We start from the raw sequence: 25,632 nt of genomic DNA, 5'->3' as shown, positions 1-25,632 counted from the left end.
CGGAACACCCGTCCCGGGGTGCGCGGCACCCCCGTATTCGAACAGCCCAAAGCCCCTCTGGCCAGCGGCGATTGTCAGTGGCCCGCAGTAGAATCACAGTAGTGTTCGAGGGCGCCCGACGGGGGGTCCCGACCGCGACAGGAGGATGCCCGTGCCCGCTGCCGCACTCACGTCGAAGCGTGTGTCCAAGACCGTACCGAAGCCCGTCCTGATCGACCTGCCGTACGCACCACTGGAGAAGAAGGCGCTGCCCCCGGGCCGCCCGCGCGAGTGGTACGTCAACCACAACCGCCGCCTCAAGGCCATGCGCCTCGCCATCGCCCTGCTCGACTCGGGCGTCTACCTGCCGAACCAGGCGAAGAACAGCACGATCCGGCGCATGGCGGAGGACGTCGGGATCCATCCGCCGTCCGACATCACCTGCCACATGGTGCGGGCGCTCATGCGCTACAGCCGCTGAGCGGCCGCGGGGCCCGTGGAGGGAGCACTCCTCCACGGGCCCCGCACAGGTCTGTCCGGTCATGTGTGCGATGGGACATGCTGTGCCCCATGACCCAGCCGGAACCCGTCGGCATGCCCGAGCCGGAACCCGTCGGCATGCCCCAGCCGGAACCCGTCGGCGAACTGCCGCTCCTGACGACCGCCGGACTCCCGGACGGCACCCGCCTGCCCGTGCGCGCACTCCGCGCCCCCGCACCGGAGCGCTTCCTCCCGTCCGGCTCCGGCCCTGCACCCTGGCCGCCCCCGGCCCCCGCGGTGCTCATCCTGCCCGCGATGGGCACCCCCGCCCGCTTCTACCGCCGCTTCGCGCGCCAACTGCACGACGAGGGGCTGACGGTGCTCACCGTCGACCTGCGCGGCCAGGGCGAGGCGACGCCGCGCGCCACCGGTCCCGGCGCGCCCGGCCACGGCTACCGCGCGATCGTCGAGGAGGACATCCCGGCGGTCGTCGCGGCGATCCGCGCCGAGCTCGGCACCGAACCGCCCTTGTACGTCCTTGGCCACAGCCTCGGCGGCCAACTGGCGCTGGTGTACGCGTCCTTGGCCAAGCCGGGCGGCGGGTTCGACGGGGTGGCCGTCGTCGCCACCGGATCGGTGTGGTTCCGCGCGTACGGCCCGCTGCGCGGCCCGGGACTTTTCCTGCTCCAGCTGCTGATCACCGCGGCGTCGACCGTGCTCGGCCGCTGGCCCGGCACCCGGCTCGGCTTCGGCGGCGACCAGCCCAAGGGCGTCATGCGCGACTGGGCCCGGCAGGTGCGGACGGGCCGCTACAGCGGCAAGGGCTCCACGCTCGATTACGAAGCGGCGCTCGCCACCCTGGAGCTGCCCGTCCTCGCGGTCTCCGTCGACGGCGACACGTTCGCGCCCGCCACCGCCCTCGACCACCTGCTCGGCAAGGTCCCGCGGGCCCGCCTCACCCGCCGCCACTACACGGCGCAGGAGGCGGGCGCCCGGCTCGACCACTTCGCGTGGACCCGCGCGGGCGGCACGCTCGCCAAGTGGGTGGCGGCGTGGGCGACGAGGCCGGGGGAGTAGCGCGGCGGGTCGGGCCGGGAGTGCGTCAGGCCAGGAGCGCGTCCACCAGTCGTCGCCGGTCCGCCGCGTGGTCCCGCAGCCAGGCGCCCAACGCGTGGTCGGCGTCCGGCAGTCCGAGCCGCTCGAACCGGGCCCGGGTGGCGAGCGCCTCGCCGACGGCCGACGTGACCTCGGGCGGGATCACCGCGTCGGTGCCGGGCACGACGAGCACCGCGCGCCCGCCGAAGCCCCGGTAGACGTCGAGCGCGGCGGAGTCGCGCCACCGGCCCGGGGTCCGGATGATCTCGGTGAAGCGGCCGTCGCCGTCGCCGAAGGGCAGCGGCCAGGCCTCCTGCGCGTACACGGCGGGCGCGCACAGGCCGATGCCCGTGACCCGCGCGCCGAAGCGCGCCACCAGGTCCGCCACGGTCTGCCCGCTCATGCTGAACCCGACGAGCACCAGGCTGTCGGATGCGGGCACCCGCCCCTCGATCACCGCGGCCGCCTGCGCGCACCGCCGCCGCAGGCTCAACTCCCGCAGAGCTCCCGTGCTTTCGCCGTGCCCGGAGAAGTCGAGGGCGAGCGCCCGGCAGCCGCGCGCCGCGAACTCCGCCTGGAGAGCGGCAAGCCGCGCCTTGTTGCCGCCACCGGCGCCGTGCAGCAGGACGACGGTGGTGGCGGGGGCCGGCGCCGCGGCGGCGCCGGGCAGCGCTTCGGCGCAGCTGAGCGTCTCGCCGTCACAGGCGAAGGAGAAGGCGGAGAGGGGGGAGAGGGCGGGTGAGGTTTCCGTGGCGAGGAATTCCTGAGTCATGCGACCCATCCTGCGCCGTCCTCCACGCCGCCCTCCTGCATACGCCTCCCGCGCCGTCAGCCGATCTGGTCCGGAGTAACTGTCAGCCGATCTGGTCCGGCGTGACCGTCAGCCACCGCTTGTCGGCGGTCACCTTCTGCCCCAGCTCACGCTGCCGCTCGGCGTTCTTCGCCTTCATCCCGTCGAGCTGCTTCATGTACGAGTCCTTGCGGTTGACCCAGACGCGCACGCCGCCGCGGTCCACGTCGGCGGAGTGGAACAGCATCGGCCCGTCGCTGACCGGCGTGTCACCGGCGGCGAGGATCGGCTTCTTCCACTCGTCGATGTACGTGTTGATCGCCGCCGGCTTCCCCTCGTACCAGGTCAGCGGCACCCACAGGTTCGGCGTCAGCTCGCGCTCCGCGAGCTTCGCGCGGTCCTGCTCGCCGAAGCGGCCCTCGGCGATCTCCTTGCGGGAGCTGGTCACCTCGCCGGTCTTACGGTCCTTCAGCTGCATGGACACCCCGATGACGTTCTGCGGCTTCACGCCGTAGCCGTACTTCGGGTCCGCGAGCACCATGCGCACCAGGTCCTCGCTGGCCGCGCTGACCACGTACACCTCGATGCCGTGCGCCCGCAGCGTCCTGTAGAGCTGCTGCATGCCGCGCGAGAACTCCGGCGCCTTCACCTCGGTCTTCGTCAGCTTCCCGTCCTCGTAATACTCGGCGGGGATCGGCTTCTTGTACGCGAGGAGCTCGTCGACGTACCCCTTGAGCTCCTTCAGCGTGAAGCCGGAGAAGATCTGCGCGGCCCACGGGTAGCAGACCTGGTCGTCCACCTCGCACAGCCGGTTGTAGTAGCTGTACAGGCTCTCCTTGTGCCCGGCCTTGTCCTTGAAGGGGATGACCTTCAGCGACGGGTCCATGGTCTTGCGGGTGAGGACGCCCTTCATCTCCAGGAAGGGCAGCAGCGACTCCTCCAGGTCATTGCGGTACGTCGTGTTGTCCGCGTCGAAGACGGCGTACGCGCCCTTGTGCCCGTTCTCCGAGATGACCTTGCCGAGCTTCTTCGCGACGGGCTTCGGCCAGTGCGACAGCTCACGGGCGGTGGCCACGGAGGTGTCGGCGGCGGTCGCCTCGCCCGTCGGCCACAGCGCGCCGCCCGCGAGGACGGCGGCGGCCAGCGCCCCCGTGGCACCGATGACGGCCAGCTTGCCCTTTGCCCGTACTGCCATGTCTCTACGTCCCTGCCGTTCCCTGAAAGCGATGCGCGGCCCCGTCCGGAGCGGCGCGCAATGCTATGGGCCGGGGCGCCCGTTTCCCATGATCGAAGTCACCGGACGCGGAGGGTGTGGGGAGGGGAGGGCCGGGTAGCGGTGTGGGACCGCGCGACCCGCCGCGCCCCGCCCCGCATACTGGAACACATGGGCTCCCGTGAGTTCGTCAGGACCGTTCCGCGGCTCGACGGCATGGTCGTCTCCGCGGTCGGCTACCGCACCGCGGGACAGCGGCCGGCCCTGCACCGGGGCCTCCCGTCCCCGTATCTGACCGTGATCTTCTCGCTGGACGGGCCCATCGCCACCGGCGGCACCCCCGGCCAGGCCACGGGCCCGGACGCGGCCCGCACCGACATCGTCGTGGGCGGCCTGCACCAGAGCCCCGCGTACGTCGTACAGCCCGAGCACGAGGCGGGCATCCAGCTCGCCGTGCACCCCCTCGCGGCCCGCCCGCTCCTCGGTCTGCCCGCCGCCGCACTGGCAGGGCAGCTCGTCGTCGGCGGCACCGACGTCCTCGGCGACCGGGCGGCGGACATCCGTGAGCGCCTGTGCGAGCTGGACCGCTGGGAGGACCGCTTCGCCCTGCTCTCCCGCTATCTGCGGCGGCGCGCGGCCGAGGACCGGGCCGCCGGATCCGTACGGCCGGAGGTCGCCGAGGCCTGGGCGTGGCTGGCCCGGCACCGCGGCGCGGGCACCCTCGGCGGCCTGTCCCGGCACGTCGCGCTCAGTGAGCGCCGACTGACCGCGCTGTTCCGCGCCGAGACCGGGCTGAGCCCCAAACAGGCCGCGCGCCTGATGCGTTTCCAGCACGCCAAGGCCGCCGTCGTCCGCGCGGTCGCGGCGGGCGGGCCGCCGGACCTCGCCCGGGTCGCCGCCGAGACCGGCTACTACGACCACTCCCACCTCGTACGCGACTTCCGGCAGTACACGAAGGCGAGCCCCACCCGCTGGCTGGCCGAAGAGTGCCGGAATATCCAAGCCGGGGCGCACGGCGACGGCGAAGAGTGGAAGCCATGAACACCACACCCGACACGACTCCCGAGACCACACCCGACACGACTACCGACGCCACGCCCGCTCCCGCCATCTGGCCGGCGCTCCAGGCCGAGGACGCCCCCGCGCTGATCGACTTCCTCGTCGGCACCGTCGGCTTCCTGCGCACCGCCGTCTACGAGGACGGCGGCCGCGTCGCGCACGCCCAGCTGGACTGGCCCGAGGGCGGCGGCATCATGCTCGGTTCGTACGACCCCGGGTCGGCGGCCGCGGCCTGCGGAAAGCCGGGCACGGCCGGTGCCTACGTCGTCACCGACCACGTGGACGCCCTGTACGCCCGCCTCACCGAGGCCGGCGTCAAGATCACCCGCGAGATCGAGGACAAGCCGTACGGCAGCCGCGAGTTCGGCATCGAGGACCCCGAGGGCAACCGCTGGTCCTTCGGCACCTACCGCGGCGAGCCGAGGCCCGCACCGGCCCAAGGCACGGACCGCCCCCGCGAGGGCGCGTGATAACTTGCGCAAGCCAGTCAAACCCACACCTGGGCCAGGGAATCCGGTGCGAATCCGGAACTGACGCGCAGCGGTGAGGGGGACGGGCGGGGCCACGGCCACTGGGCGTTCCAGGACGCCCGGGAAGGCGCCCCGTCCGGACGATCCCGAGTCCGAAGACCTGCTGGCGCCTCCGCTCGCACACCGGGCGACGGAGGTCGTGACGCAGGCCAGGCTCCGCGTATGAGCCGCGAGACCCAAGGGATCACGTGTCCTCGACAGCCCGTACATCCACCCTGTCCGCCCTGCCTGCCCTGTCAGCCCTGCTCTGTGCCGGCCTCTTCGCGCTCACCGCGTGCGGCGGAGGCGGCACGTCGGACAAGGGAGACAAGGCAGGCGGGGCTGACAAGAGCGCCGCGGGCTACCCCGTCACGGTCGCCTCCTGCGGCAAGGAGGCGAAGGTCGACGCGCCGCCCCGGCGGGCCGTCTCCCTCGACCAGGGATCCACGGAGATCCTCCTCTCCCTCGGCCTCGCCGACCGCATGGTCGGCACCGGCACCTGGACCGACCCGGTCCTGAAGAACCTGGAGAAGGAGAACGCGAAGGTGGAGCGGCTCGCCGACCGCTACCCGGCGCTGGAGAAGGTCCTCTCCAAGGAGCCGGACTTCGTCAGCGCCTCCTTCCTCTACACGGTCGGCAAGGGCGGCGTCGCCGACCGCACGAAGTTCACCGAACTCGGCGTCCCGGTCTATGTCTCGCCCACCGACTGCGCGGGCAAGGACAACAACGGCAGCGGCGACGGCAAACGCGTCAAGACCCTCACCATGGACACCGTCTACGGAGAGGTGCGCGACCTCGCGAAGGTCTTCCACGTCGAGCAGCGCGGCGAGCAGCTGGTCGCGGACCTGAAGAGCCGGGTCGCGAGGGCCACGAAGGACATCGACGAGGCGGCCGCCTCCGACGTGACACTCCTGTACTGGTTCGCCAACTCCGACGCCCCCTACATGGCGGGCTGCTGCGGCGCGCCCGGCATCATCACCCGCGAGCTCGGCGCGAAGAACGTCTTCGACGACACCCGCGAGGAGTGGCCCCAGATCAACTGGGAGACCGTCGCCGACCGCGACCCCGACGTCCTCGTCATCGGCGACCTCACCCGCAAGTCGCAGTCGGCCGAGAGCGCCGCGGCGAAGATCAAGTTCCTGGAGACGAACCCGGCGACGAAGAACCTCACCGCCGTGAGGAAGAAGCGGTACGTCCTCCTCAGCGGCCAGGCCATGAACCCCACGATCCGCACGGTCGACGGCATCGAGCAGGTCGCGGCGGGGCTGCGGAAATTCGGGCTCGTCAAGTGAGGGAGGCAGTGCCAGGCGGGGACACGGCCCTCGCCGCTCCCACCGCTCCCACCGCTCCCACCGCTCCCGTCGGACGGCATGGCCTGCGGGTCGGCCTCCTGCGCGTCGGCCTCCTGTGGCCGGCCGGGGTCGCCGCGCTCGTCCTGTCCGTCTCCGTGGCCGTCACCATCGGGCCCGCGGACATCTCCGTGCCGGACGTATGGGCGACCGTCGTCGCGCACCTCGGCTGGGGCGAGAGCCCCCTCACCCCGATCAGGGACGGCATCGTCTGGAACCTGCGGATGCCGCGCACCCTGCTCGCCGCGGTCTGCGGCGCGGGCCTCGCGGTCTGCGGTGCGGTCATGCAGTCGCTGCTCCGCAACCCCCTCGCCGACCCGTTCGTGCTCGGGGTGTCGTCCGGGGCGTCCACGGGAGCGGTCGCGGTCGTCGTCCTCGGTGTCGGCGGGGGAGCGGTGTCCGTCTCGGCGGGCGCCTTCGCGGGCGCGCTCTGCTCCTTCGCGCTCGTCCTGCTCCTGAGCCACACGCTGGGCGACACGACGGACCGGGTCGTGCTGTCCGGCGTGGCGGCCATGCAGCTGTTCTCCGCGCTCACGTCGTTCGTCGTCCTCATGGCGGGCGACGCGGAGACCACCCGCGGCATCCTCTTCTGGCTCCTCGGCTCGCTCAGCGGGATCGGCTGGACGGACGTGTGGCTGTGCGGCGCGGTGCTCGCGGTGGCGCTGGTGATCTGCCTCGGCCACGCCCGTACGCTCGACGCGTTCGCGTTCGGCCCGGAGGCCGCGGCGGCGCTGGGGGTCCGGGTGGCCCGCACCCGGCTCGTCCTGCTCTGCACGACCGCTCTCCTGACCGCCGCCCTGGTCAGCTCGGCGGGCGCCATCGGCTTCGTCGGCCTGGTCCTGCCGCACGCGGCCCGCGCGGTCGTCGGCTCGGGCCACGCCCGACTGCTCCCGGTCACCGCGCTCGCCGGCGCGGTCTTCCTGGTCTGGGTGGACACGCTGGCCCGCACGGCCCTGCAACCCCAGGAGGTCCCGGTCGGCGTGGTGACCTCACTCATCGGCGTACCGGCGTTCGTGGCCGTGCTGTACCGGACGCGGAGGGCGTCATGACGTACGAGGCGGTTGCGGCGGACGCACCCGACGCATCGAGTGCACCGAAGGCACCGGACGCACCCGACGCATCGAGTGCACCGGAGGCACCGGGCGCGCTGGATGTCCTGAAGGCCCCGCACGCGCTGGGCCTCCGTGCCGACCGGGTCTCCCGGGAGGCGGGCGGACGGCTGGTCGTCGACGGCGTCAGCCTCGCGCCGCCCGGCGGCGCCATGGTGGGGCTCCTCGGCCCCAACGGATCCGGCAAGTCCACACTTCTGCGCATCCTCGCGGGCGTCCTCGCCCCGGCCTCCGGAGTGGTCACCCTGGACGGCCGCGCGCTGTCCGACACGGGCCGCCGGGAGGTGGCGCGCCGTATCGCCGTGGTCGAGCAACACGCCTCGACGCAGGTCGAGTTGACCGTACGGGATGTCGTACGCCTGGGCCGTATCCCGCACCGCCGCGCGTGGTCGGCCCCCACGGCCCACGACGAGCGGGCCGTGCGCGAGGCGCTGGCGCGCACCGGGCTCGCCGAGCGCGCGGGGCAGGCGTGGCACACGCTCTCCGGCGGCGAGCGCCAACGCGTCCAGATCGCCCGCGCCCTGGCCCAGGAACCCCGCGAACTCCTCCTCGACGAGCCCACCAACCACCTGGACATCCAGCACCAGCTGGACCTGCTGGGCCTGGTGGCGGAGCTCCCCGTCACCAGCGTCATCGCGCTGCACGACCTCAACCTCGCGGCGATGTTCTGCGACCAGCTGCTGATCCTGAAGGACGGCACGGCGTACGCGGCGGGCACCCCGGCCGAGGTGATCACCGAGGAGCTGATCGCCGAGGTCTATGGGGTGCGGGCGGTGGTGACGCAGGGGGAGGACGACTGGGGCGAGGGGGGCCGTCAGCCTCGGCCTTCGGTGCGGTTTCTGAGGGGGTGAGGTGGGCCCGGGGGGCCGGGGCTGATGCGTCCCGGTCTCCCAAGGGCGACGGAGCCTCGGGCCTCCGAGCCCCGGGCCCCGGCCTCCGGGCCCCCAACCCCTGGCCTCCGGACCCCGGTCCCCGGGCCTCGGCCTCCGGCCTCCGAGCCTCCGGCCTCCGGGCCCCGGTCCCCGGTCTCTGATCCCCCGGACCTCGGGCTGGCCCCCGGCTCCCCGACCTCCGGGTCCCCGGCCCTCGGGCCCTCGACCCCTGGCTTCCGGGCCCCTGGCCCCTGGCCCCTGGCCTCCGGGCCCCTGGCCTCCGGCCTCCGGGCCCCGGTCTCTGATCCCTCGGACCTCGGGCTGGCCCCCGGCTCCCCGACCTCCGGCTCCCCGACCTCCGGGTCCCCGGCCCTCGGGCCCTCGGCCCCTAGCCTCCGGGCCCCCGGCCCCCGGCCCCCGGCCCCCGGCCCCCGGCCCCCTCGGCCCCCTCGGCCCCTGGCTTCCAGGCCCCCGGCCCCTGGCTTCCGGGCCCCCGACCCCTGGCCCCCGGCCTCCGGGCCCGGGCCCCGGTCTCTGGGCCCCCGGACCTCGGGCCGGCCCCCCGGGGCACCCGGCCTCCGGGCCCCGGCCCCCCGGGCCCCGGCCCCCCGGGCCCCGGCCCCCGGACCGCGCCCCCCGGGGGGCATCACCTCACTCACTCCTCCGGCGCCCCAATGGGGCGTACATGCCGCAGCAGCGCCATCGTGAGCCCGGCGAGCGCCGCCAGCAGCACGGCGCTGATCAGAGCGACCGTGCCGAGGCCCGTCGCGAAGGCGTCGCGGGCGGCGCCGAGCAGCGCCTCGGCCGCCGGCCCGTCCGGCAGCCCGTCGGCCGCGCCCCGCACCGCCGCAAGGCCCTCGCGCGCCGCGTCGGCGGTCTCGTGCGGGACGGCGTCGAGGGCGTCCGCGTCGGCCAGTTGGCTCCGGTAGACGGCCGTGCCGACGCTGCCGAGGACGGCGACTCCGAGCGCGGAGCCGAGTTCGGCACCGGTCTCGGACACCGAGGCCGCCGCCCCGGCACGCTCCGGCGGCGCCGACCCCACGATCATGTTCGTACCGAGCACCATCAGCGGCCCGAAGCCGAGCGTGACCACCGTGCTGCCGATGACGAGCGGGGCGAGCCCCGACGACGCGTCGACGCGCGAGATCAGCGCGAAGCCGACGCTCGCGACGAGCAGCCCGCCCGCGATGACCCGGGCCGGCCGCACGCGGCGCGCGATCCGCGGGGCGAGGCCGAGACCGGCGAACGTACCGGCGACGAACGGAATCATCCACAGCCCGGCACGGACCGGCGAGAGCCCCTCGACCAGCTGAAGGTACTGCGTGAAGAACAGGGTCAGGGCGTGCAGCGTGATCATGCCGAGCAGGAACACGACGAGCGCCCCGCTGAACGCGCGCTCGGCGAAGAGCCGCAGGTCGAGCAGTGGATCGGCGAGCCGCCGCTGGCGCACCACGAAGATCCGGCCGACGACGAGCCCGGCGGCGACGAACGCCAGCGGAAGCGGCTCGGCGCCGTCCCGCGCCACCTCCTTGAGCCCGTGCACCACCGGCAGAATCGCGGCCAGCGACAGCACCACGCTGAGCGGGTCGAGCCGCCCGGCCGGGGAGGGGCGGTGCTCGGGTGAGGAACTGAGTCGCTCGGGCACGGAGTTGCGGTGCTCAGGCAGCAGCACAGGCGCGCAGATCAGAAGCAGCGCCATCACGGGCACACCGAGCAGGAAGACAGAACCCCACCAGAACCGCTCCAGCATCAGCCCGCCCACGACGGGCCCGATGACCGCGCCCACCGAGAAGGCCATCATCCACAGCCCGAACGCACCGGCCCGCTGCGCGGGCTGCCGGAACATGGTGCTGATCAGCGACATCGTCGAGGGCAGCACGGCGGCCCCCGCGACGCCGAGCAACGCCCGCGCGGCGATGAGCAGTTCGGCACCGGGGGCGAACGCGGCGAGGACGGAAGCCACGCTGAACGCGGCGGCGCCGACCATCAGCAGGCGGCGGCGCCCGACACGGTCACCGAGCGTGCCCATGGTGACGAGGAACCCCGCGAGCATGAACGGGTACATGTCGGCGATCCACAGCGACTGCGTGCTGTCGGCGTGGAGATCGGCGCCGAGGGTGGGCAGCGCCATATAGAGGACGGTGACGTCCATGGAAAGCAGGAGCGCGGGGAACGCGAGGACGGCGAGACCGATCCACTCGCGGGGGCCGGCTGGGGGTGGGGCGGCAGGCTCGACCATCGGCGAGTCCGGCGAGTCCGACGAGTCCGTGGAGTCTTTGGAAGGCGAAGAAGTAGTCATGCGATCAGGCTGGGCGGCGGGGGTTCCGGAAAGCTTCTGGAAAGGTTCCGGAGGGATCAATTCCGGTCGCACTGGACTACGTTGGGCGCCATGCGCTTCGCGATACTCGGCCCCCTGGAGGTGTGGACGGCCGACGGCAGGCGGGTCCCCGTACCCGAGGCGAAGGTGCGCGCGCTCCTCGCCGACCTGCTGATCCGCGACGGCCGCCCCGCCCCGGCCGACCGGCTCGTCGACGACCTCTGGGGCCAAAATCTGCCGGCCCGCCCCGCCGAGACCCTGCGCAGCAAGATCTCCCGGCTCCGCCGCGTCCTCGACGACGCGGAGCCCGGGTCCCGCGCGCTGATCACACACCAGCCCGCCGGTTACGCCCTGAACGCCGCGCCCGGCACGGTCGACGCCCACCGTTTCCACGTACTGCTGGACAGGGCGCGCGAGAGCGCCGACCCGCGCGTACGGGTGGAGCTGCTGGACGAGGCGCTGGCGCTGTGGCGCGGTCCGGGTCCGGCGTACGCGGACGTGGCGGAGGAGGCGTTCGCCGAGGCCGCGGTCGCCCGCCTGGAGGAGGAGCGGCTGACGGCCCTGGAGGACCGTGCGGAAGCCCGCGCTGAGACCCTTGCTGAGGCCCGCGCCGCGGAGGGCGGCGACCGCAGACTCGCCGGTGACATAGCCGAGTTGGCGGACCTGGTGGCGCGCCACCCGCTCCGCGAACGCCTCCGTGCCGCGCACCTGCGCGCGCTCTACCGCGCGGGCCGCCAGAGCGAGGCACTCGCCGCGTACCGCGAGCTGAGCGACCTGCTCAGGACGGAACTGGGCGTGGACCCGAGCCCGTCCCTGACCGCCCTGCACACGGCGATCCTGACCCACGCCCCGGCACTGACCCACGCCCCGGCTCCGGCTCCGGCTCGGCCCACCCACGAGACCCCGCCACGCCCCCGCCCCCGCACCAACCCCCGCAACCGCAACCTCCCCATCCCCCTCACCGACCTCATCGGCCGGGCCGACGCCGTGGAGGAGGCGCGGACCCACCTCAAGGACGGCCGACTGCTCACGCTCACGGGCCCCGGCGGCGTCGGCAAGACGCGCCTGGCTCTCGAGGTCGCAGGACGCCTGGCTGAGGAGTACGGGGAGTACGGGGAGTACGAAGGAGGGGTCCACCTGGTCGAGTTGTCCGCGCGCGGACAGACACAGGCCGGCATCGCCGAGCTGATGGCAGCGGCCCTGGGCATCCGAGACGACGTCACGCCGACCACCCCGCGGAGGGACTCCGACACCCGACCCGGCCCCCTGGCCCGTATCACCGCGGCGCTCCGCACCCGCCGAGTCCTGCTCGTACTCGACAACTGCGAGCACGTCGTGGAAGAGGCCGCGGAGATCGTGCAGGTACTCCTTGAGGCGGCCCCGGACCTGCGGATCCTGGCCACGAGCCGTGAACCACTGGCCGTACCGGGAGAAACCCTCCAGGCGGTCCCCCCACTACAACTCCCTCCTCCCGAAACCACGCCGACCCCGCAAGAGCTACAGACATCCAGCGCGGTCAGACTCTTCCTCGCGCGGGCCACCGCCGCGGCCCCCGGCTTCGCACTCGACGCGGACAACGCCGCCCCGGTCGCGGCGATCTGCCGGCGCCTGGACGGCCTGCCGCTCGCCCTCGAACTCGCCGCCACCCGCGTCCGCGGCCTCGGCGTCCACGAACTGGCGGCCCGCCTCGACGACCGCTTCCGCGTCCTCACCGCGGGCCACCGCGGCGCCCCACCCCGCCAGCAGACACTCCGCGCCATGATCGACTGGAGCTGGGCCCTGCTCACGGAGCCCGAACGCGTCGTCCTGCGCCGCCTGGCCGTCCACGCGGACGGCTGCACGCTGCGGGCGGCGGAGGCGGTGTGCGGGGACCCGGCCCCCATCATCCGTACCCCCACGGTCCACGTCCCCGCCGCCGACGTCCCCGACCTCATCGCCCGCCTGGTCGACCGCTCCCTGGTCGCCACCGTCGACACGGCGGACGGCATCCGCTACCGCCTGCTCGAATCGGTCGCGGCGTACAGCCTGGAGCACCTGCACGACTCGGGCGAGGACCCCCGCGTACGGGAGCGTCACCGCAGCTACTACACCGACCTCGCCGAAACGGCCGACCGCGACCTGCGCGGCCCCGCCCAGCGGCGCGCCCTGCGCCTCCTGGACGCCGAGTCCGCCAACGTACGCGCGGCCATCCACGACGCGGCCCGGCACGCGGACGCCCACCGCGCGCTGCGCCTCGTCAACGCGACGACGTGGTACTGCTACCTGCGCGGCCGCCTCGACGGGGCGCGCCGCTCCCTCGACGCGGCCCTGGCGGCGGAGGGCGAGGCGCCGCAGGGCGTACGGGCCGAGGCGCGGGCCTGGCGGTACGCGGTGGGTACGCTGACCCGCACGGCGGAAGACTCGAAAACAGGAGACACCGGCCCAGGAACCACAAACGCCGCCCCCGCCCCCACCGACCTCATCGAGGACCCGGTGCGCCGCGCGAGAGTCCGCTGGTTCCAGGCCGCCGCGCTCCAGGGCTGCGGCGACCTCTCCGCGGGCGAGGACCTGATCACCCCGGTCGTCGCGGAGCTGCGCGCGCTCGACGACCGCTGGGGCGTCGCCGCCGCGCTCAGCACCCGCGCCCGGCAGGCGGCGACCCTCAGCGACCTGGCGACGCTCGGCGAGGCGGCCGCACAGAGCCTGCGCCTCTTCCGCGAACTGGGCGACGGCTGGGGCCAGTCACAGGCCATGGCGCTGCTCGCCGTGCACGCGGAGGTCACCGGCGACCACGAACGCGCGGCGACCCTGCACGGCGACGCGCTACGTGTCGCCGAGGACCTGCACCTTTGGATCGACGCCTCCCACGCCCTGTCGGGACTGGGCCGGGTGGCCCTGCTGACCGGCGAGTTCGACCGCGCCGACACCCTGAACGAGCGGGCACGCCGCCTGGCCGTCGAGCAGTCCGACGTCGTCGGGGAGTACTTCGCAGACCTGGGCCTCGGCCGCACCGCCCGCCGCCGGGGCCGCCTCGCGGAGGCGGAGGCCCGCCTCCGCCCCTGGCTGGCCTGGACCCGGGCGATGGACTGGGGCCCCAAGACGGCCGCGCTCCTCACCGAGCTCGGCTTCCTCGCCGAACAACGGGGTGACGCGGAGGAGGCCCTCATCCTCCACCGCGAGGGTTACGCGACCGCACGCGCCACCGACAACCCGGGCCTGATCGCACTGGCCCTCGAAGGCATGGCGGGCGCCCACGCCCGCGCGGGCCGCCCGGCCCAGGCAACCCACCTGCTCGCGACAGCGACGCACCTCCGCGCCACGACATCCACCCCGGTCCCGCCCACGGAACGGCCAGACGTAACCCGCATAAAAACGGCGACACACAAGGCTCTGCACCCCACCCCCACAGCCGCCCACCACCCGAACAACGAGGACGCGCACCGATGATCGTGATAGCGCACCTGAGCGACACCCACATAGACACGCGCGAGGTGGACGCCGGCCGCAGCGTGGCCCGCACCAGGGCGGTGATGACGTACCTGAACGACCTCCCCCACCCCCTGGACGCGATCATCGCCACTGGCGACATAGCCGACCACGCGACGCCGTCCGAGTACGAAACGGCCCGCAAACTACTGACGTCCCGTCACCCGCTCCTGACCTGCCCGGGCAACCACGACGAACGCAAGGCATACCGCACCCACTTCCTGTGCGAACCCCCGAGCACGGCCCCGATCAACACCGCCCACATCACAGACCGCTTCACTCTCGCCCTGTGCGACACATCGGTCCCCGGTGAGGACCATGGCCGACTGGCGGACGAGACCCTGACGTGGCTCTCGGACCTGCTCGCCGACACCCCGCCCACGCGCCCGGCCCTGATCGGCTTCCACCACCCACCGGTCCCGCTGAACACGCCCTATGTGGACGACATCCGCCAGTTCGACGAGGCCCGCCTGGCCGAATTGACCACCCGCCACCCGAACATCACGGCCTTCCTGGCAGGCCACGCACACACCCCCGCAGCGACAACCTTCGCGAACCGCCCCCTCCTGGTGGCCCCAGGCGTGGTCTCCACCCTCCGCCTCCCCTGGGAACCGGGCCCCCACCCCCTCCACCACGACCTGCCCCCGGCGGTCGCCTTCCACATCCTGGACCCCAACAACCGCCTGACGACCCACTACTGCCCGATCCCGCTCACCTCTGCCTGACCACGTTCAGTGGCCGGACAGAGACAGCCGCCGGGTGAGGCCGGCGATGACTTCCGCCGCGGCCTCTCGGTTCACAAAGACGGCGAGGGCCTGCTCCCCCGATCTGGGGGAGCAGGCCCTCGCCGTTGCTTCTGACGTCAGGTCAGGGGACTGCCGGGCCTCCGCCTAAGCTCACCCGACCTGCGATTTAGATGTCGAAGTAAAGCTCGAACTCGTGCGGGTGCGGGCGCAGCTGGATCGGGGCGATTTCGTTTGTGCGCTTGTAGTCGATCCACGTCTCGATCAGGTCGGACGTGAAGACGCCGCCCGCCTGGAGGTACTCGTTGTCCGCCTCGAGGGCGTCGAGGACCGCGGGGAGGGAGGTCGGGACCTGGGGGACGCCCGCGTGCTCCTCGGGGGCGAGCTCGTAGAGGTCCTTGTCGATCGGCTCGGCCGGCTCGATCTTGTTCTTGACGCCGTCGAGGCCCGCAAGGAGGAGGGCGGAGAAGGCGAGGTACGGGTTCGAGGACGGGTCCGGCGCGCGGAACTCGACGCGCTTGGCCTTCGGGTTCGAGCCCGTGATCGGGATACGCATGGCCGCCGAGCGGTTGCGCTGCGAGTAGACCAGGTTGACCGGGGCCTCGAAGCCGGGGACCAGGCGGTGGTAGGAGTTCACCGTCGGGTTGGTGAAGGCGAGCAGCGAGGGGGCGTGCTTGAGGATGCCGCCGATGTAGTAGCGGGCGGTGTCCGACAGGCCTGCGTAACCCTGCTCGTCGTAGAAGAGCGGGTCGCCGTTCGACCACAGCGACTGGTGGACGTGCATGCCCGAACCGTTGTCGCCGAAGATCGGCTTCGGCATGAACGTCGCGGTCTTCTGGTTGCGCCAGGCGACGTTCTTCACGATGTACTTGAAGAGCATCAGGTCGTCGGCCGCGGCGAGCAGCGTGTTGAACTTGTAGTTGATCTCGGCCTGGCCCGCCGTGCCCACCTCGTGGTGCTGGCGCTCGACCTGGAGGCCGTTCTTGTCCAGTTCGAGGGAGATCTCGGCGCGCAGGTCGGCGAAGTGGTCGACCGGCGGGGCCGGGAAGTAACCACCCTTGTAGCGGACCTTGTAGCCGCGGTTGTTCTCGACCGCACCGGTGTTCCAGGCGCCGGCCTCGGAGTCGATGTGGTAGAAGCTCTCGTTCGCCGACGTCTGGAAGCGGACGTTGTCGAACACGTAGAACTCGGCCTCCGGGCCGAAGTACGCCGTGTCGGCGATGCCGGTCGAGGCCAGGTACGCCTCCGCCTTCTTCGCCACGTTGCGCGGGTCACGGCTGTACTGCTCGCCCGTGATCGGGTCGTGGATGAAGAAGTTGATGTTGACGGTCTTGTCGCGGCGGAACGGGTCCACACGAGCCGTCGACAGGTCGGCGCGCAGCGCCATGTCGGACTCGTGGATGGCCTGGAAGCCACGGATCGACGAACCGTCGAAGGCCAGCTCCTCGTCCGGGTCGAACGCCGCCGCCGGGATCGTGAAGTGCTGCATCACACCGGGCAGGTCGCAGAAGCGGACGTCGATGAACTTGACGTCCTCGTCCGCGATGAACTTCTTCGCGTCGTCGGCGTTCTGGAACAACATCCAACTCCTCCTACTCCCGCCCCGGGCGGGACAGGGTTGCAGCTCGTGGTGCGGCCAGTGCGGTGGCGCACGCGGCCAGTGCGGTGGCACACGCTGGGACCCGACCATAAGGACGGGGGATTTCTCAAGCATGACCCATTTGTTTCGTCGAAGTTAACCGGCGGGCGGCCGGCAGCGCGGCGTCTCGGCCTCGCGTCCGGCGTATCCGGTCTCGCGTCCGGCGTATCCGGTCTCGCGTTCGACCCCGGCCACCCCCGTGGAACAAGGGGCGCAGTACCTTTGACGGGTGGACAAGAGGCAAGCAATCGGATCGTGGCTGTCCGGCCCCCGCGCGGCCGCCGAGGAAGCCGGTGTCGACTTCGGGTACCGGGGCCAGCAACTGGGCCTGCCCGAGGAGGGGCCGGGGTCGATCGCCCGTCCCGGGCGCCGCATCGGTGCCATCGCCGTCGACTGGGGCCTGTGCATGCTCATCGCATACGGTCTGTTCGCCGGCGGTGACCAGCAGGCGATGGGCAACTGGGCGCTCGGGATCTTCTTCGTCATGAGCGTACTGACCGTCGCCACGGTCGGCTGCACCCCGGGCAAGGCCCTCTTCCGGCTGCGCGTCATCGCCGAGGGCGGCGGGCGGCTCGCCCCCGGCTGGGTCCTGGTCCGCAGCATCCTGCTCTGCCTCGTCATCCCCGCCCTGATCTGGGACCGCGACGGCCGCGGGCTTCACGACCGCCTCTCCCGCGCCATTCAGGTCCGGATCTGATCAGGCTTCGTCCGACCTGACCTGACCTGACCTGGTCCGGTCACTGATCCGCGTTCTGAAGGAAACGGGCCGCCACCCGTAGGTCGCCCACCAGCCCCGCGTACGCCTCGTCCCTGTCCTTCGCCCTGAGTACCGCCGAGGGGTGCACAGTGGCGAGGAAGCGGCGGCCATCCTCCGGGAGGGTGAGCAGCGCGCCCCGCGCCTCGGTCACCTTGAAGGAACTCCCCAGCAACGACTTGCCCGCCGTCGCGCCGAGCGCCACGACCAGTTCCGGGTCCACCCGCCGCAGCTCGGCGGCGAGCCAGGGGTGGCACGCGGTCAGCTCGCCGAGGCTGGGTGCCTTGTGGATACGGCGTTTGCGGCCCTCGGTGACCGGCGCGAACTTGAAGTGCTTGACCGCGTTGGTGAGATACGCCCGGTCCTCCTCGATCCCCGCCTCGCCCAGCGCCGAGCGCAGCAGGCGCCCGGCCGGGCCCACGAACGGCTCGCCTGCCCGGTCCTCCTGGTCGCCCGGCTGCTCCCCGACCAGCATGAGGCGGGCGTGGGCGGGGCCCGCGCCGAAGACGGTCTGCGTCGCGTCCGCGTACAAGGGGCAGCCGCGGCAGTCGGCGGCCGCTCGGCGGAGCGCGGGGATCCCGCCCCGCGCGGGCACGTAGGGCGCGGCCCCGTCGGCGGACGCTTTCTGCTTGGTGCTCGGCATGGCGCCTCCTCCCGTCAGCGTCTCACCGAGCACCCACACCGGCCATCGGGCGGCGGTGGGCGGCGGGGCGTCCGGATGCCCTTCGGCACCGGTCCCTACGGCAGCGGCATGTTTGCCATCAGGTCGCTCTCGGAACATGCGAAGGCCCCGGAACCCATCGGGTCCGGGGCCTTCGTACAACGGCCTTCATGCACGGAAGGAAGAGAGAAGCCGCCCGCTACTTCATCTTCGGGCCACCCCGAGGCATCCGCATGCCCTTCGGCATCGGCCCCTTCGGCAACGGCATGTTCGACATCAGGTCGCCCATCGCGCGCAGCCGGTCGTTCGTCGCCGTGACCTGCGGGCCCGAAAGGACGCGGGGCAGCTTCAGCAGCGTCGTGCGGAGCTTCTTCAGCGAGACCGTGCCCTCGGTGGTGCCGACGATGACGTCGTGCACCGGGACGTCCGCCACGATGCGGGCCATCTTCTTCTTCTCGGCGGCCAGCAGGCCCTTCACGCGGTTCGGGTTGCCCTCCGCGACCAGGACGATGCCGGCCTTGCCGACGGTGCGGTGCACCACGTCCTGGCTGCGGTTCATCGCGACCGCGGGGGTCGTCGTCCAGCCGCGGCCGATCTTGTCGAGCACGGCGGCCGCCGCACCGGGCTGGCCCTCCATCTGCCCGAAGGCGGCGCGCTCGGCCCTGCGTCCGAAGACGATCGCCATCGCGAGGAAGGCGAGCAGGAAGCCGAGAATGCCCAGGTAGATCGGGTGACCCACCCAGAAGCCGATCGCGAGGAAGACGCCAAAGACGACGATTCCCACAGCCGCGATGATGAGACCGATCTTGGAGTCGGCCCGCCGGGTCATCTTGTAGGTCAGAGCGATCTGCTTGAGTCGCCCTGGCTCCGCGGCCGCATCCGCCGCGGTGGTTTCCTTCCTCGCCATGCCGAGAAGTCTACGTGGCCCCGGAGGCAACTACGACGTGCGGGTTGTCGTCACGGTCTCTTCGAGTACCCGCAGTGCCTCGACCCGGTCCTTGGCGCGGCGCCGGTCCTCCAGGACGGAGGTCCAGGCGTTGCGCCGCGCGGTGCGCTGGCCGCCGCTCATCAGCAGCGACTCGACGGCGCGCAGGGCGGTGGAGACGGACGGGATGGCGGTGGCGCGAACGGGCGCGGCCTGCATGATGGGCCCTCCTGGAGAGCGGCTCGGGTGGGGGGAGCGGCTATGGATGAGGCTGGGCTACGGGTGTGCCCGGACTACAGGTGTGGCTGGCTATGGGCAAGGCTGTACGTGCGGTAGTACCAGGGTCACTGATTGGTGTTACCAGGACGTGACCGACCGGTCAAACGCCGATGAAACCTTGATACAGCGGCCCAAAACGCTGACGCGGCCCATACGGTCCCGCTCACCTGCGGGGATCGTAGGGGCCGCGTCATTACGGCCAGTACCGGGCGGTAGTAGCTTGTGCGCCGATTCACACAGTCGGTGCCTGTCCGACGGATGCCGGTCTCAGACCGCCTGCGACGCCACGTACGCCCCGCGCTTCTCGATCGCCATCTGGTACAGGCGGCCGGCGCGGTACGAGGAGCGGACGAGCGGGCCCGACATGACGCCCGAGAAGCCGATCTGCTCGGCCTCCTCCTTCAGCTCCACGAACTCGGCGGGCTTCACCCAGCGCTCCACGGGGTGGTGGCGCGGCGTGGGGCGCAGGTACTGCGTGATGGTGACGAGCTCGGTGCCCGCCTCGTGCAGCTGGCGCAGCGCCTCGCTGACCTCTTCGCGGGTCTCGCCCATGCCCAGGATCAGGTTGGACTTGGTGACGAGGCCGGCCTCGCGGGCCTTCGTGATGACCTCGAGGGAGCGCTCGTAACGGAAGCCGGGGCGGATGCGCTTGAAGATGCGCGGCACCGTCTCGACGTTGTGTCCGAGGACCTCGGGGCGGGACGAGAAGACCTCGGCCAGCTGGTCGGGGTCGGCGTTGAAGTCGGGGATGAGGAGCTCGACCTTGGTGTAGCCCTCGGCGCGCTCCGCCGTCATGGCGTGGATCTGGCGCACGGTCTCGGCGTACAGCCAGGCGCCGCCGTCCTCCAGGTCGTCGCGGGCGACGCCGGTGATCGTGGCGTAGTTCAGGTCCATCGTGACGACGGACTCGCCGACGCGGCGCGGCTCGTCGCGGTCGAGGGCCTGCGGCTTGCCGGTGTCGATCTGGCAGAAGTCACAGCGCCGTGTGCACTGGTCACCGCCGATGAGGAACGTGGCCTCGCGGTCCTCCCAGCACTCGTAGATGTTCGGACAGCCCGCCTCCTGGCAGACCGTGTGCAGGCCCTCGCTCTTCACGAGCTTATGCAGGGCGTTGTACTCGGGGCCCATTTTCGCCCGGGTCTTGATCCACTCGGGCTTGCGCTCGATGGGGGTCTGGGCGTTCCGGACCTCCAGGCGCAGCATCTTGCGTCCGTCGGGTGCGACTGCGGACACATCGGCTCCCTGTAGCTTCGATTCTTCGGCGCACACCAGGGTACGCCCGTGATGTCGTTGGGCTTACTTCTGGCCAACCTCTGGCCAACGGGGTGCATTCCCCGCCGTGCTCAGACGGCTGCCGCGGCCGCCGGGGTGGCCGGCTTCTCGACGACGCGCGGCTTGAGCTCCGCGTTCTCCAGTACGTCCCGCAGGTGCCGCTCGGCGACGGGCAGGACGTCGGCGATGGTGATCTCGCGGTCCAGCTCGTACGCCAGGGACGTGACGCCCGCGTCGCGGATGCCGCACGGGATGATCCGGTCGAACCAGGTGTTGTCCGGGTTCACGTTGAGCGAGAAGCCGTGCATCGTGACGCCCTTGGCGACGCGGATGCCGATCGCCGCGATCTTGCGGTCCTCGCGGCGCTGGCCCGCGTTGGACGGGGCGTACTCCGGGCCGTTGAACCGGGCGTCGAACTCGTCGTCCTGGAGCCGCGGGTCGAAGTCGAGGGAGAGCCCGCCGAGCGCGGGGCGCTGCTCCACCGGGTCGCCGAGGACCCAGACGCCGCTGCGGCCCTCCACGCGCGTGGTCTCCAGGCCGAACTCAGCGCATGTGCGGATCAGCGCCTCCTCCAGGCGGCGCACGTGCGCCACGACGTCCACCGGGCGCGGCAGCTTCTGGATCGGGTAGCCCACCAGCTGGCCGGGGCCGTGCCAGGTGATCTTGCCGCCGCGGTCCACGTCGATGACGGGGGTGCCGTCCAGCGGGCGCTCGCTGTCCTCGGTGCGGCGGCCCGCGGTGTAGACCGGCGGGTGCTCCAGGAGCAGGCAGGTGTCCGGGACCTCGTCGGCGAAGCGGGCGGCGTGCACCCGGCGCTGCTCGTCCCACGCCTCCTGGTACTCCACGGAGTCCGGGCCGAAGCCCAGCCGGACGAACCGAAACTCACTCACGGCAGGTGCCTCCCTGAATGTTCATCGTGCACACATCGCGCCCCTGCCACTGTACGGGCCCCCTCCGTCGGCAACCCCGGCCCGGGTTCCTCACACGATCGGATGAATGCCCGGAGAAGGTGCCTCCGCGGGCTGTGATGGCCGTTACATTCGCGCCGTTCACGAGGCCATAAGGGCTGCTCAAGGCAGGCCCGGAAGGCAGGAGACCGCACAGCCGATGACGGAACGACCCCCGCAGCGCACTCCCAACCGCCAGCTAGCCGCCCTCATCTCGGAAGCCGGATTCTCCAACGCGGGCCTCGCCCGCCGCGTCGACCAACTGGGCCTCGAGCACGGCCTGGACCTGCGGTACGACAAGACGTCCGTGACCCGCTGGCTCCGCGGCCAGCAGCCCAGGGGCACCACACCCGCGCTGATCGCCGAGGTCTTCACGAGACGGCTCGGCCGACGCCTGTCCGCCCAGGACCTCGGGCTCGACGCGTGCGCTCCGGTCTACGCGGGCCTGGAGTTCGCGGCCACCCCCGAGGAGGCCGTCGACATCGTCGGCGGGCTGTGGCGCAAGGACTCCGGAAGCCACGCGGAGCTACGGAAGATCGCGTTCACCCCGGCCGGGCTCGTGGTGCCCAGCCGGGACTGGCTGATCGGCCGCGCCGACGAACGCGTCGGACGCGGGGACGCCGACCCGTCCCACGCGCGCGTGCCCGCCCAGGGCCGCCCCGGCATGCCCCGGCAGCGGCAGGGCCCCGAGCGCGGCCCGGGACAGCGGGTCAGCAGTGGCGACATCGCCGCGCTGCGCTCGGTGGGTGAGCTCTTCCGCGCACTCGACCACGCGTACGGCGGCGGGCACGCCCGGCAGGCCCTGGTCCGCTATCTGGAGCACGAGGCCGAGCCGATGCTGCGCGGCGTCTACGGCGAACAAGCCGGGCGGCGCCTCTTCGCGGCCGCCGCCGACCTGACCCGCCTCGCGGGCTGGACGTCGTACGACATCGCGGCCCACGGTCTCGCCCAGCGGTACTACGTCCAGGCGCTGCGCCTGGCGCAGGCCGCGGGCGACCGGGCGTACGGCTCGTACGTATTGGTCACGATGAGCCGCCAGGCCGTCTACCTCGGCCACGGGCGCGAGGCCGTGCAGCTCGCGCGGGTCGCCCAGCAGGGCGTCGGCTCCGCCGCGCCGCACGTCGTGCAGGCCCTGCTGTACGCCGCGGAGGCGCGCGGGCACGGGGTGCTCGGCGAGGTCAGGGCCTGCACCGCGGCGCTCGGGCGCGCCGAGCGGTCGCTGGAGGCGGCGCGGCCCGGCGACGAGGTGCCGCACTGGGCGCGGTTCTTCGACGAGGCGCAGCTGGCGGATGAGCTGGGGCACAGCTACCGCGACCTCCACCAGTACCGCGCGGCGGCCCAGTACGCCGAGCGCTCCCTCCAGCTGCGCGCCCCCGCGTTCGCGCGCAGCCGCCTGTTCTGCCGGGTCGTCCTTGCCACCGCGCGGCTCGGCCTCGGCGAGCTGGAGGCCGCCTGTCAGCTGGGCGCCGAGGCCGCGCAGGCGGCGGGGGAGATGCGGTCCGCGCGGGCGCACGAGTACGTACGCGAATTCGAGCGCCGCCTGGAGCCCTACCGGGACGCGGCCCCGGTGCGCGGCTACCGGGAGAGGGTGGCGGCGCTGGGGTGAGGACGCCGGCCCGGGAGAGGCCCCCGCGTGGGGGGCGCGGGGGCTTCCGGGGGAGCCGGACCGGGGGCCGGGCGGGTCAGGCGGCGGTGGGCAGGGTCTCCTGGGCGTACGAGGAGGGGATGCCGAAGTCGGTGAGGACGGCGTGGGCCGCGCGCCGCCCCGAGTGCAGGGCGCCCTGGACGGTGCTGGTGTCCCGGTGGTCGCCGCAGACGTAGAGCCCGGAGAGCAGCCGCACCGGGCGCCGCGCGTCGTGCGGGGGCGGCATCGCGGGCACGGCCTCGCGGGTGTGGTGGACGGCCAGCGGCTCCCACCGGTCGGTCGGCGTCCCGTAGAGCGTGGCGAGGTGCGCGCGGACGGCCGGCTCGTCCGGCGGCGGGCCGAGGACCGTCGAGGAGACGAGGACCCGGTCGGCGGGCGCGCGCGACGGGTCGACGTGGCTGACGACCGCGGTGTGGGCGACCGGGCCCGCACGGTCGGCGTCCAGGAGCAGCGCGGGCCCGTCGAGCGGCGGTTCGGGTGCCGTGTGGTGGACCACGGTCACCTCGTGGAAGGGCGGTACGCGCAGGCCGGGCAGGAGGTCGGCGGCGGCGCGCGCGTCGGTGGCGAGGAGGACGGCGCGGCAGGCGATCTCGCCGTGCTCGGCGGTCCTGACGGAGCGCGTGGAGACCGCGGTGACGCGGACGCCGGTGCGGACCACGCCGGGCGGCAGGGCGGTGGCGAGGAGCTCGGGCAGGACGTCCGCGCCGCCCTCCGGCAGGCAGAGGCGACCGCGGGCGAAGGCGTGCAGGGCGAGGTCCGCGCACCGGCTCGACGTGGTCAGGCCCGGGTCGCAGAGGAGCGCGGAGAGCAGTGGGCGCAGGAAGGCGTCAATGGTGCGGCCGGGCAGTCCGCGGGCGGAGAGGGCATGTGCCGCAGGGAGTTCGGGACGGGTGAGGAGGCGCTCGACCGGGGTCGCGGCGATGCGGGCGAGGGCGGCGCCGAGCCGGGCCTGGTCGAGGGGGGCGCTTGTGAGGGCGCGTGCTGCCGTGAGTGCGCCCCTTGCGCTCCGTCCGGGCAGTCGCTCGGCGACGCGGTGCCGGCGGCCCTCGCTGTGCACGAGGAGGCCGGGCGCGAAGGGGCGCAGGACGAGGGCATCGAGTCCCGGGGTCCGGCGCAGTTCCGGATACGAGGTGGTGAGGAGCTGGCCGATTCTGTCGAGCCGGAAACCGTCGACCTTCTCGGTCGACATCCGGCCGCCGACGTAAGGAGCGGCCTCCAGGACCACGGTCGTTACACCGGCGCTGGTCAGCCGATGCGCTGCCGAGAGCCCGGCGGCCCCGGCTCCCACGATGACGACATCCGCATGGTGCGCATGCTCTGGCACGTGCCCCTCCCGAGGTCGCGCGGCTGCTGGGTTGCTGATGCCCCCAGCAGGGCTCCGGAATACCCGAGTTCGGCACGAGGGTAGGAGCGGTTCCGGTCAGAAGGAGTCGCGCATCGACCGGGCACGGTCGCACGCCGGTCGCACATGGGCGCGTACCGGAAGGTTTTCGGTCCCTTTCCGGCAGGCTCGGGCGCCTCTCGGGCGCCTCACCTCAGCGCCGCCCGGATCGCCTCCTCGATGCCGGGGAACGTGAAGGTGAAGCCGGACTCCAGGAGCCGCGTCGGGAGCACCCGCTGGCTGCCGAGGACGTCCCCCGCCATCTCGCCGAGCACCACACGCAGCGCCGGCGCGGGCGCGGTGAAGAGGGTGGGCCGGCGCAGCACCCGCCCCATCGCCGCCGTCACCTCGCGGTTGGTGCGCGGCTCGGGCGCCGTCAGGTTGAACGGGCCCGACAGCGTCTCCGTGTCGATCAAGTACCGCAGCGCGGCCACCTCGTCGTGCAGGGAGATGTGGCTCCAGTACTGCCTGCCGTTGCCCAGGCGCCCGCCGAGGCCCGCCTTGAAGAGCGGGAAGAGCCGGCCCCAGGCGCCGCCCCCGCGGCCGACCACGAGGCCGTTGCGGGCGAAGACGGTACGGATGCCCGCCTCCTGCGCCGCGGCCGCGGCGGCCTCCCACTCCACGCACAGCGACGGCAGGAAGCCCCGCCCGGCGGGGGCGCTCTCGTCCACCGCCCGCGAACCGGTGTCTCCGTAGTAGCCGATCGCGCTGGCGTTCACGAACACCCGCGGCGGCTCGTCGAGCGAGGCCACGGCGGCGGCGAGCGTGCCGGTGCCGAGCACCCTGCTGTCCCTGAGTTCCCGCTTGTACGCGGCCGTCCAGCGGTGGTCCCCGATGCCCGCGCCCGCCAGGTTGACGACCGCGGTGCAGCCCGCGAGCCCGGCCTTGTCGACGAACCCCTCCTGGGGGTCCCAGCGCACCTCGTCCTTGCCCTGTGGCGCCCTGCGCACCAACCGCACCACCTCGTGCCCGTCGGCGGCCAGGGAGCGCGTGAGCGCCGTACCGATGAGCCCGGAGGCGCCGGTCACGGCGACGCGCGAGTGTGTGGTTTCCATGCGTTCCATCCTGCCCCGGGAAACCGCGCGTGCGCCCGCTCCGCGCGGCCGACGTGGCGCGCGGTCCGGCCGCCGTTCAGCCGCCGTACAGTGG

22 protein-coding genes and 1 riboswitch are annotated in these 25,632 nt (G+C 72.8%); of the genes, 11 read left to right on the top strand and 11 right to left on the bottom strand.

The window, feature by feature from the left end; translation table 11 throughout:
* Positions 1–151: 151 nt before the first annotated feature.
* On the top strand, positions 152–460 hold the full coding sequence (locus tag ACZ4Z4_RS00285) for a hypothetical protein (protein WP_362997767.1): 309 nt from the start codon (positions 152–154) through the stop codon (positions 458–460).
* Between the two features lie 89 nt (positions 461–549).
* On the top strand, positions 550–1,536 hold the full coding sequence (locus tag ACZ4Z4_RS00280) for an alpha/beta hydrolase family protein (protein WP_468320076.1): 987 nt from the start codon (positions 550–552) through the stop codon (positions 1,534–1,536).
* A 25-nt stretch (positions 1,537–1,561) separates the two neighbouring features.
* Here the strand turns inward: ACZ4Z4_RS00280 and ACZ4Z4_RS00275 are convergent, their stop codons facing one another.
* Together ACZ4Z4_RS00275 and ACZ4Z4_RS00270 are read right to left on the bottom strand one after the other, a co-directional pair.
* Positions 1,562–2,326: an alpha/beta hydrolase gene (locus tag ACZ4Z4_RS00275; RefSeq protein ID WP_468320073.1), complete on the bottom strand. Its 765-nt coding sequence runs from the start codon at positions 2,324–2,326 to the stop codon at positions 1,562–1,564.
* 82 nt (positions 2,327–2,408) lie between these two features.
* Entirely contained in the window at positions 2,409–3,539 is a 1,131-nt protein-coding gene (locus tag ACZ4Z4_RS00270; protein ID WP_468320070.1) for an HAD family hydrolase, read from the bottom strand.
* 189 nt (positions 3,540–3,728) lie between these two features.
* Between ACZ4Z4_RS00270 and ACZ4Z4_RS00265 the strand changes: the two genes are divergently transcribed.
* The 5 genes from ACZ4Z4_RS00265 (at position 3,729) to ACZ4Z4_RS00245 (ending at position 8,434) form a co-directional block, all read left to right on the top strand.
* Positions 3,729–4,598 (top strand): AraC family transcriptional regulator, encoded by an 870-nt coding sequence (locus ACZ4Z4_RS00265; protein WP_468320067.1) that lies wholly within the window; start codon positions 3,729–3,731, stop codon positions 4,596–4,598.
* Positions 4,595–5,086 (top strand): VOC family protein, encoded by a 492-nt coding sequence (locus tag ACZ4Z4_RS00260; protein ID WP_468320065.1) that lies wholly within the window; start codon positions 4,595–4,597, stop codon positions 5,084–5,086. Before ACZ4Z4_RS00265 ends, ACZ4Z4_RS00260 begins: the two co-directional genes overlap by 4 nt.
* Positions 5,084–5,268: riboswitch (cobalamin riboswitch) on the top strand. (Overlaps the previous gene by 3 nt.)
* A 66-nt stretch (positions 5,269–5,334) precedes the next feature.
* Positions 5,335–6,417: an ABC transporter substrate-binding protein gene (locus tag ACZ4Z4_RS00255; RefSeq protein ID WP_468320062.1), complete on the top strand. Its 1,083-nt coding sequence runs from the start codon at positions 5,335–5,337 to the stop codon at positions 6,415–6,417.
* Positions 6,418–6,425: 8 nt separating this feature from the next.
* A complete protein-coding gene (locus tag ACZ4Z4_RS00250; protein ID WP_468320059.1) occupies positions 6,426–7,523 on the top strand; it encodes a FecCD family ABC transporter permease in 1,098 nt (365 codons plus the stop codon).
* Positions 7,520–8,434, top strand: a complete 915-nt coding sequence (locus ACZ4Z4_RS00245; protein WP_468320057.1) for an ABC transporter ATP-binding protein — start codon at positions 7,520–7,522, stop codon at positions 8,432–8,434. The genes ACZ4Z4_RS00250 and ACZ4Z4_RS00245 overlap by 4 nt, the downstream gene beginning before the upstream one ends.
* 676 nt (positions 8,435–9,110) lie before the next feature.
* Here ACZ4Z4_RS00245 and ACZ4Z4_RS00240 read toward each other — a convergent pair.
* Positions 9,111–10,694, bottom strand: coding sequence for an MFS transporter (locus tag ACZ4Z4_RS00240; protein WP_468322011.1), 1,584 nt, complete (start codon positions 10,692–10,694; stop codon positions 9,111–9,113).
* Positions 10,695–10,844: 150 nt separating this feature from the next.
* On the opposite strand from ACZ4Z4_RS00240, the gene ACZ4Z4_RS00235 reads away from it, so the two are divergent.
* Positions 10,845–14,198, top strand: coding sequence for an AfsR/SARP family transcriptional regulator (locus ACZ4Z4_RS00235; RefSeq protein WP_468320054.1), 3,354 nt, complete (start codon positions 10,845–10,847; stop codon positions 14,196–14,198).
* Entirely contained in the window at positions 14,195–14,962 is a 768-nt protein-coding gene (locus ACZ4Z4_RS00230; RefSeq protein ID WP_468320052.1) for a metallophosphoesterase, read from the top strand. The genes ACZ4Z4_RS00235 and ACZ4Z4_RS00230 overlap by 4 nt, the downstream gene beginning before the upstream one ends.
* 187 nt (positions 14,963–15,149) lie before the next feature.
* On the opposite strand, the gene glnA is transcribed toward ACZ4Z4_RS00230, so the two are convergent.
* On the bottom strand, positions 15,150–16,559 hold the full coding sequence (gene glnA / locus ACZ4Z4_RS00225; RefSeq protein WP_468322008.1) for a type I glutamate--ammonia ligase: 1,410 nt from the start codon (positions 16,557–16,559) through the stop codon (positions 15,150–15,152).
* 289 nt (positions 16,560–16,848) lie between these two features.
* Here glnA and ACZ4Z4_RS00220 point away from each other — a divergent pair, with 289 nt between their 5' ends.
* On the top strand, positions 16,849–17,316 hold the full coding sequence (locus ACZ4Z4_RS00220; RefSeq protein ID WP_468320050.1) for an RDD family protein: 468 nt from the start codon (positions 16,849–16,851) through the stop codon (positions 17,314–17,316).
* 40 nt (positions 17,317–17,356) lie between these two features.
* Here ACZ4Z4_RS00220 and ACZ4Z4_RS00215 read toward each other — a convergent pair whose 3' ends face one another.
* The 5 genes from ACZ4Z4_RS00215 to lipB all read right to left on the bottom strand — a co-directional run bounded on the left by ACZ4Z4_RS00215 (position 17,357) and on the right by lipB (position 21,400).
* Positions 17,357–18,016 carry a UdgX family uracil-DNA binding protein gene (locus tag ACZ4Z4_RS00215; RefSeq protein ID WP_468320047.1) on the bottom strand — a complete coding sequence of 220 codons (660 nt, stop codon included), beginning with the start codon at positions 18,014–18,016 and terminating at the stop codon, positions 17,357–17,359.
* A gap of 217 nt (positions 18,017–18,233) precedes the next feature.
* Positions 18,234–18,941 (bottom strand): DUF4191 domain-containing protein, encoded by a 708-nt coding sequence (locus tag ACZ4Z4_RS00210; protein WP_468320044.1) that lies wholly within the window; start codon positions 18,939–18,941, stop codon positions 18,234–18,236.
* A gap of 30 nt (positions 18,942–18,971) precedes the next feature.
* Positions 18,972–19,178 (bottom strand): SCO2195 family GlnR-regulated protein, encoded by a 207-nt coding sequence (locus tag ACZ4Z4_RS00205; RefSeq protein ID WP_365367177.1) that lies wholly within the window; start codon positions 19,176–19,178, stop codon positions 18,972–18,974.
* A 327-nt stretch (positions 19,179–19,505) separates the two neighbouring features.
* Positions 19,506–20,471 carry a lipoyl synthase gene (locus tag ACZ4Z4_RS00200; protein ID WP_468320042.1) on the bottom strand — a complete coding sequence of 322 codons (966 nt, stop codon included), beginning with the start codon at positions 20,469–20,471 and terminating at the stop codon, positions 19,506–19,508.
* A 110-nt stretch (positions 20,472–20,581) separates the two neighbouring features.
* On the bottom strand, positions 20,582–21,400 hold the full coding sequence (gene lipB / locus ACZ4Z4_RS00195) for a lipoyl(octanoyl) transferase LipB (protein WP_468320040.1): 819 nt from the start codon (positions 21,398–21,400) through the stop codon (positions 20,582–20,584).
* 217 nt (positions 21,401–21,617) lie between these two features.
* Between lipB and ACZ4Z4_RS00190 the strand changes: the two genes are divergently transcribed.
* The gene (locus tag ACZ4Z4_RS00190; RefSeq protein WP_468320038.1) at positions 21,618–23,063 is read left to right on the top strand and encodes a regulator; all 1,446 of its coding nucleotides are present in this window, start codon (positions 21,618–21,620) and stop codon (positions 23,061–23,063) included.
* Positions 23,064–23,139: 76 nt separating this feature from the next.
* On the opposite strand, the gene ACZ4Z4_RS00185 is transcribed toward ACZ4Z4_RS00190, so the two are convergent.
* Together ACZ4Z4_RS00185 and ACZ4Z4_RS00180 are read right to left on the bottom strand one after the other, a co-directional pair.
* Complete coding sequence (locus ACZ4Z4_RS00185; RefSeq protein ID WP_468320035.1) at positions 23,140–24,426, bottom strand: NAD(P)/FAD-dependent oxidoreductase; 1,287 nt, start codon at positions 24,424–24,426, stop codon at positions 23,140–23,142.
* 206 nt (positions 24,427–24,632) lie between these two features.
* Positions 24,633–25,538 carry a TIGR01777 family oxidoreductase gene (locus tag ACZ4Z4_RS00180; RefSeq protein ID WP_468320033.1) on the bottom strand — a complete coding sequence of 302 codons (906 nt, stop codon included), beginning with the start codon at positions 25,536–25,538 and terminating at the stop codon, positions 24,633–24,635.
* Between the last annotated feature and the right edge of the window lie 94 nt (positions 25,539–25,632).

The organism is Streptomyces sp. NPDC030245 (assembly GCF_055572995.1).
Note: the sequence above shows the minus strand (reverse complement) of the source record. Positions and strands in the feature narration are given on the sequence as shown.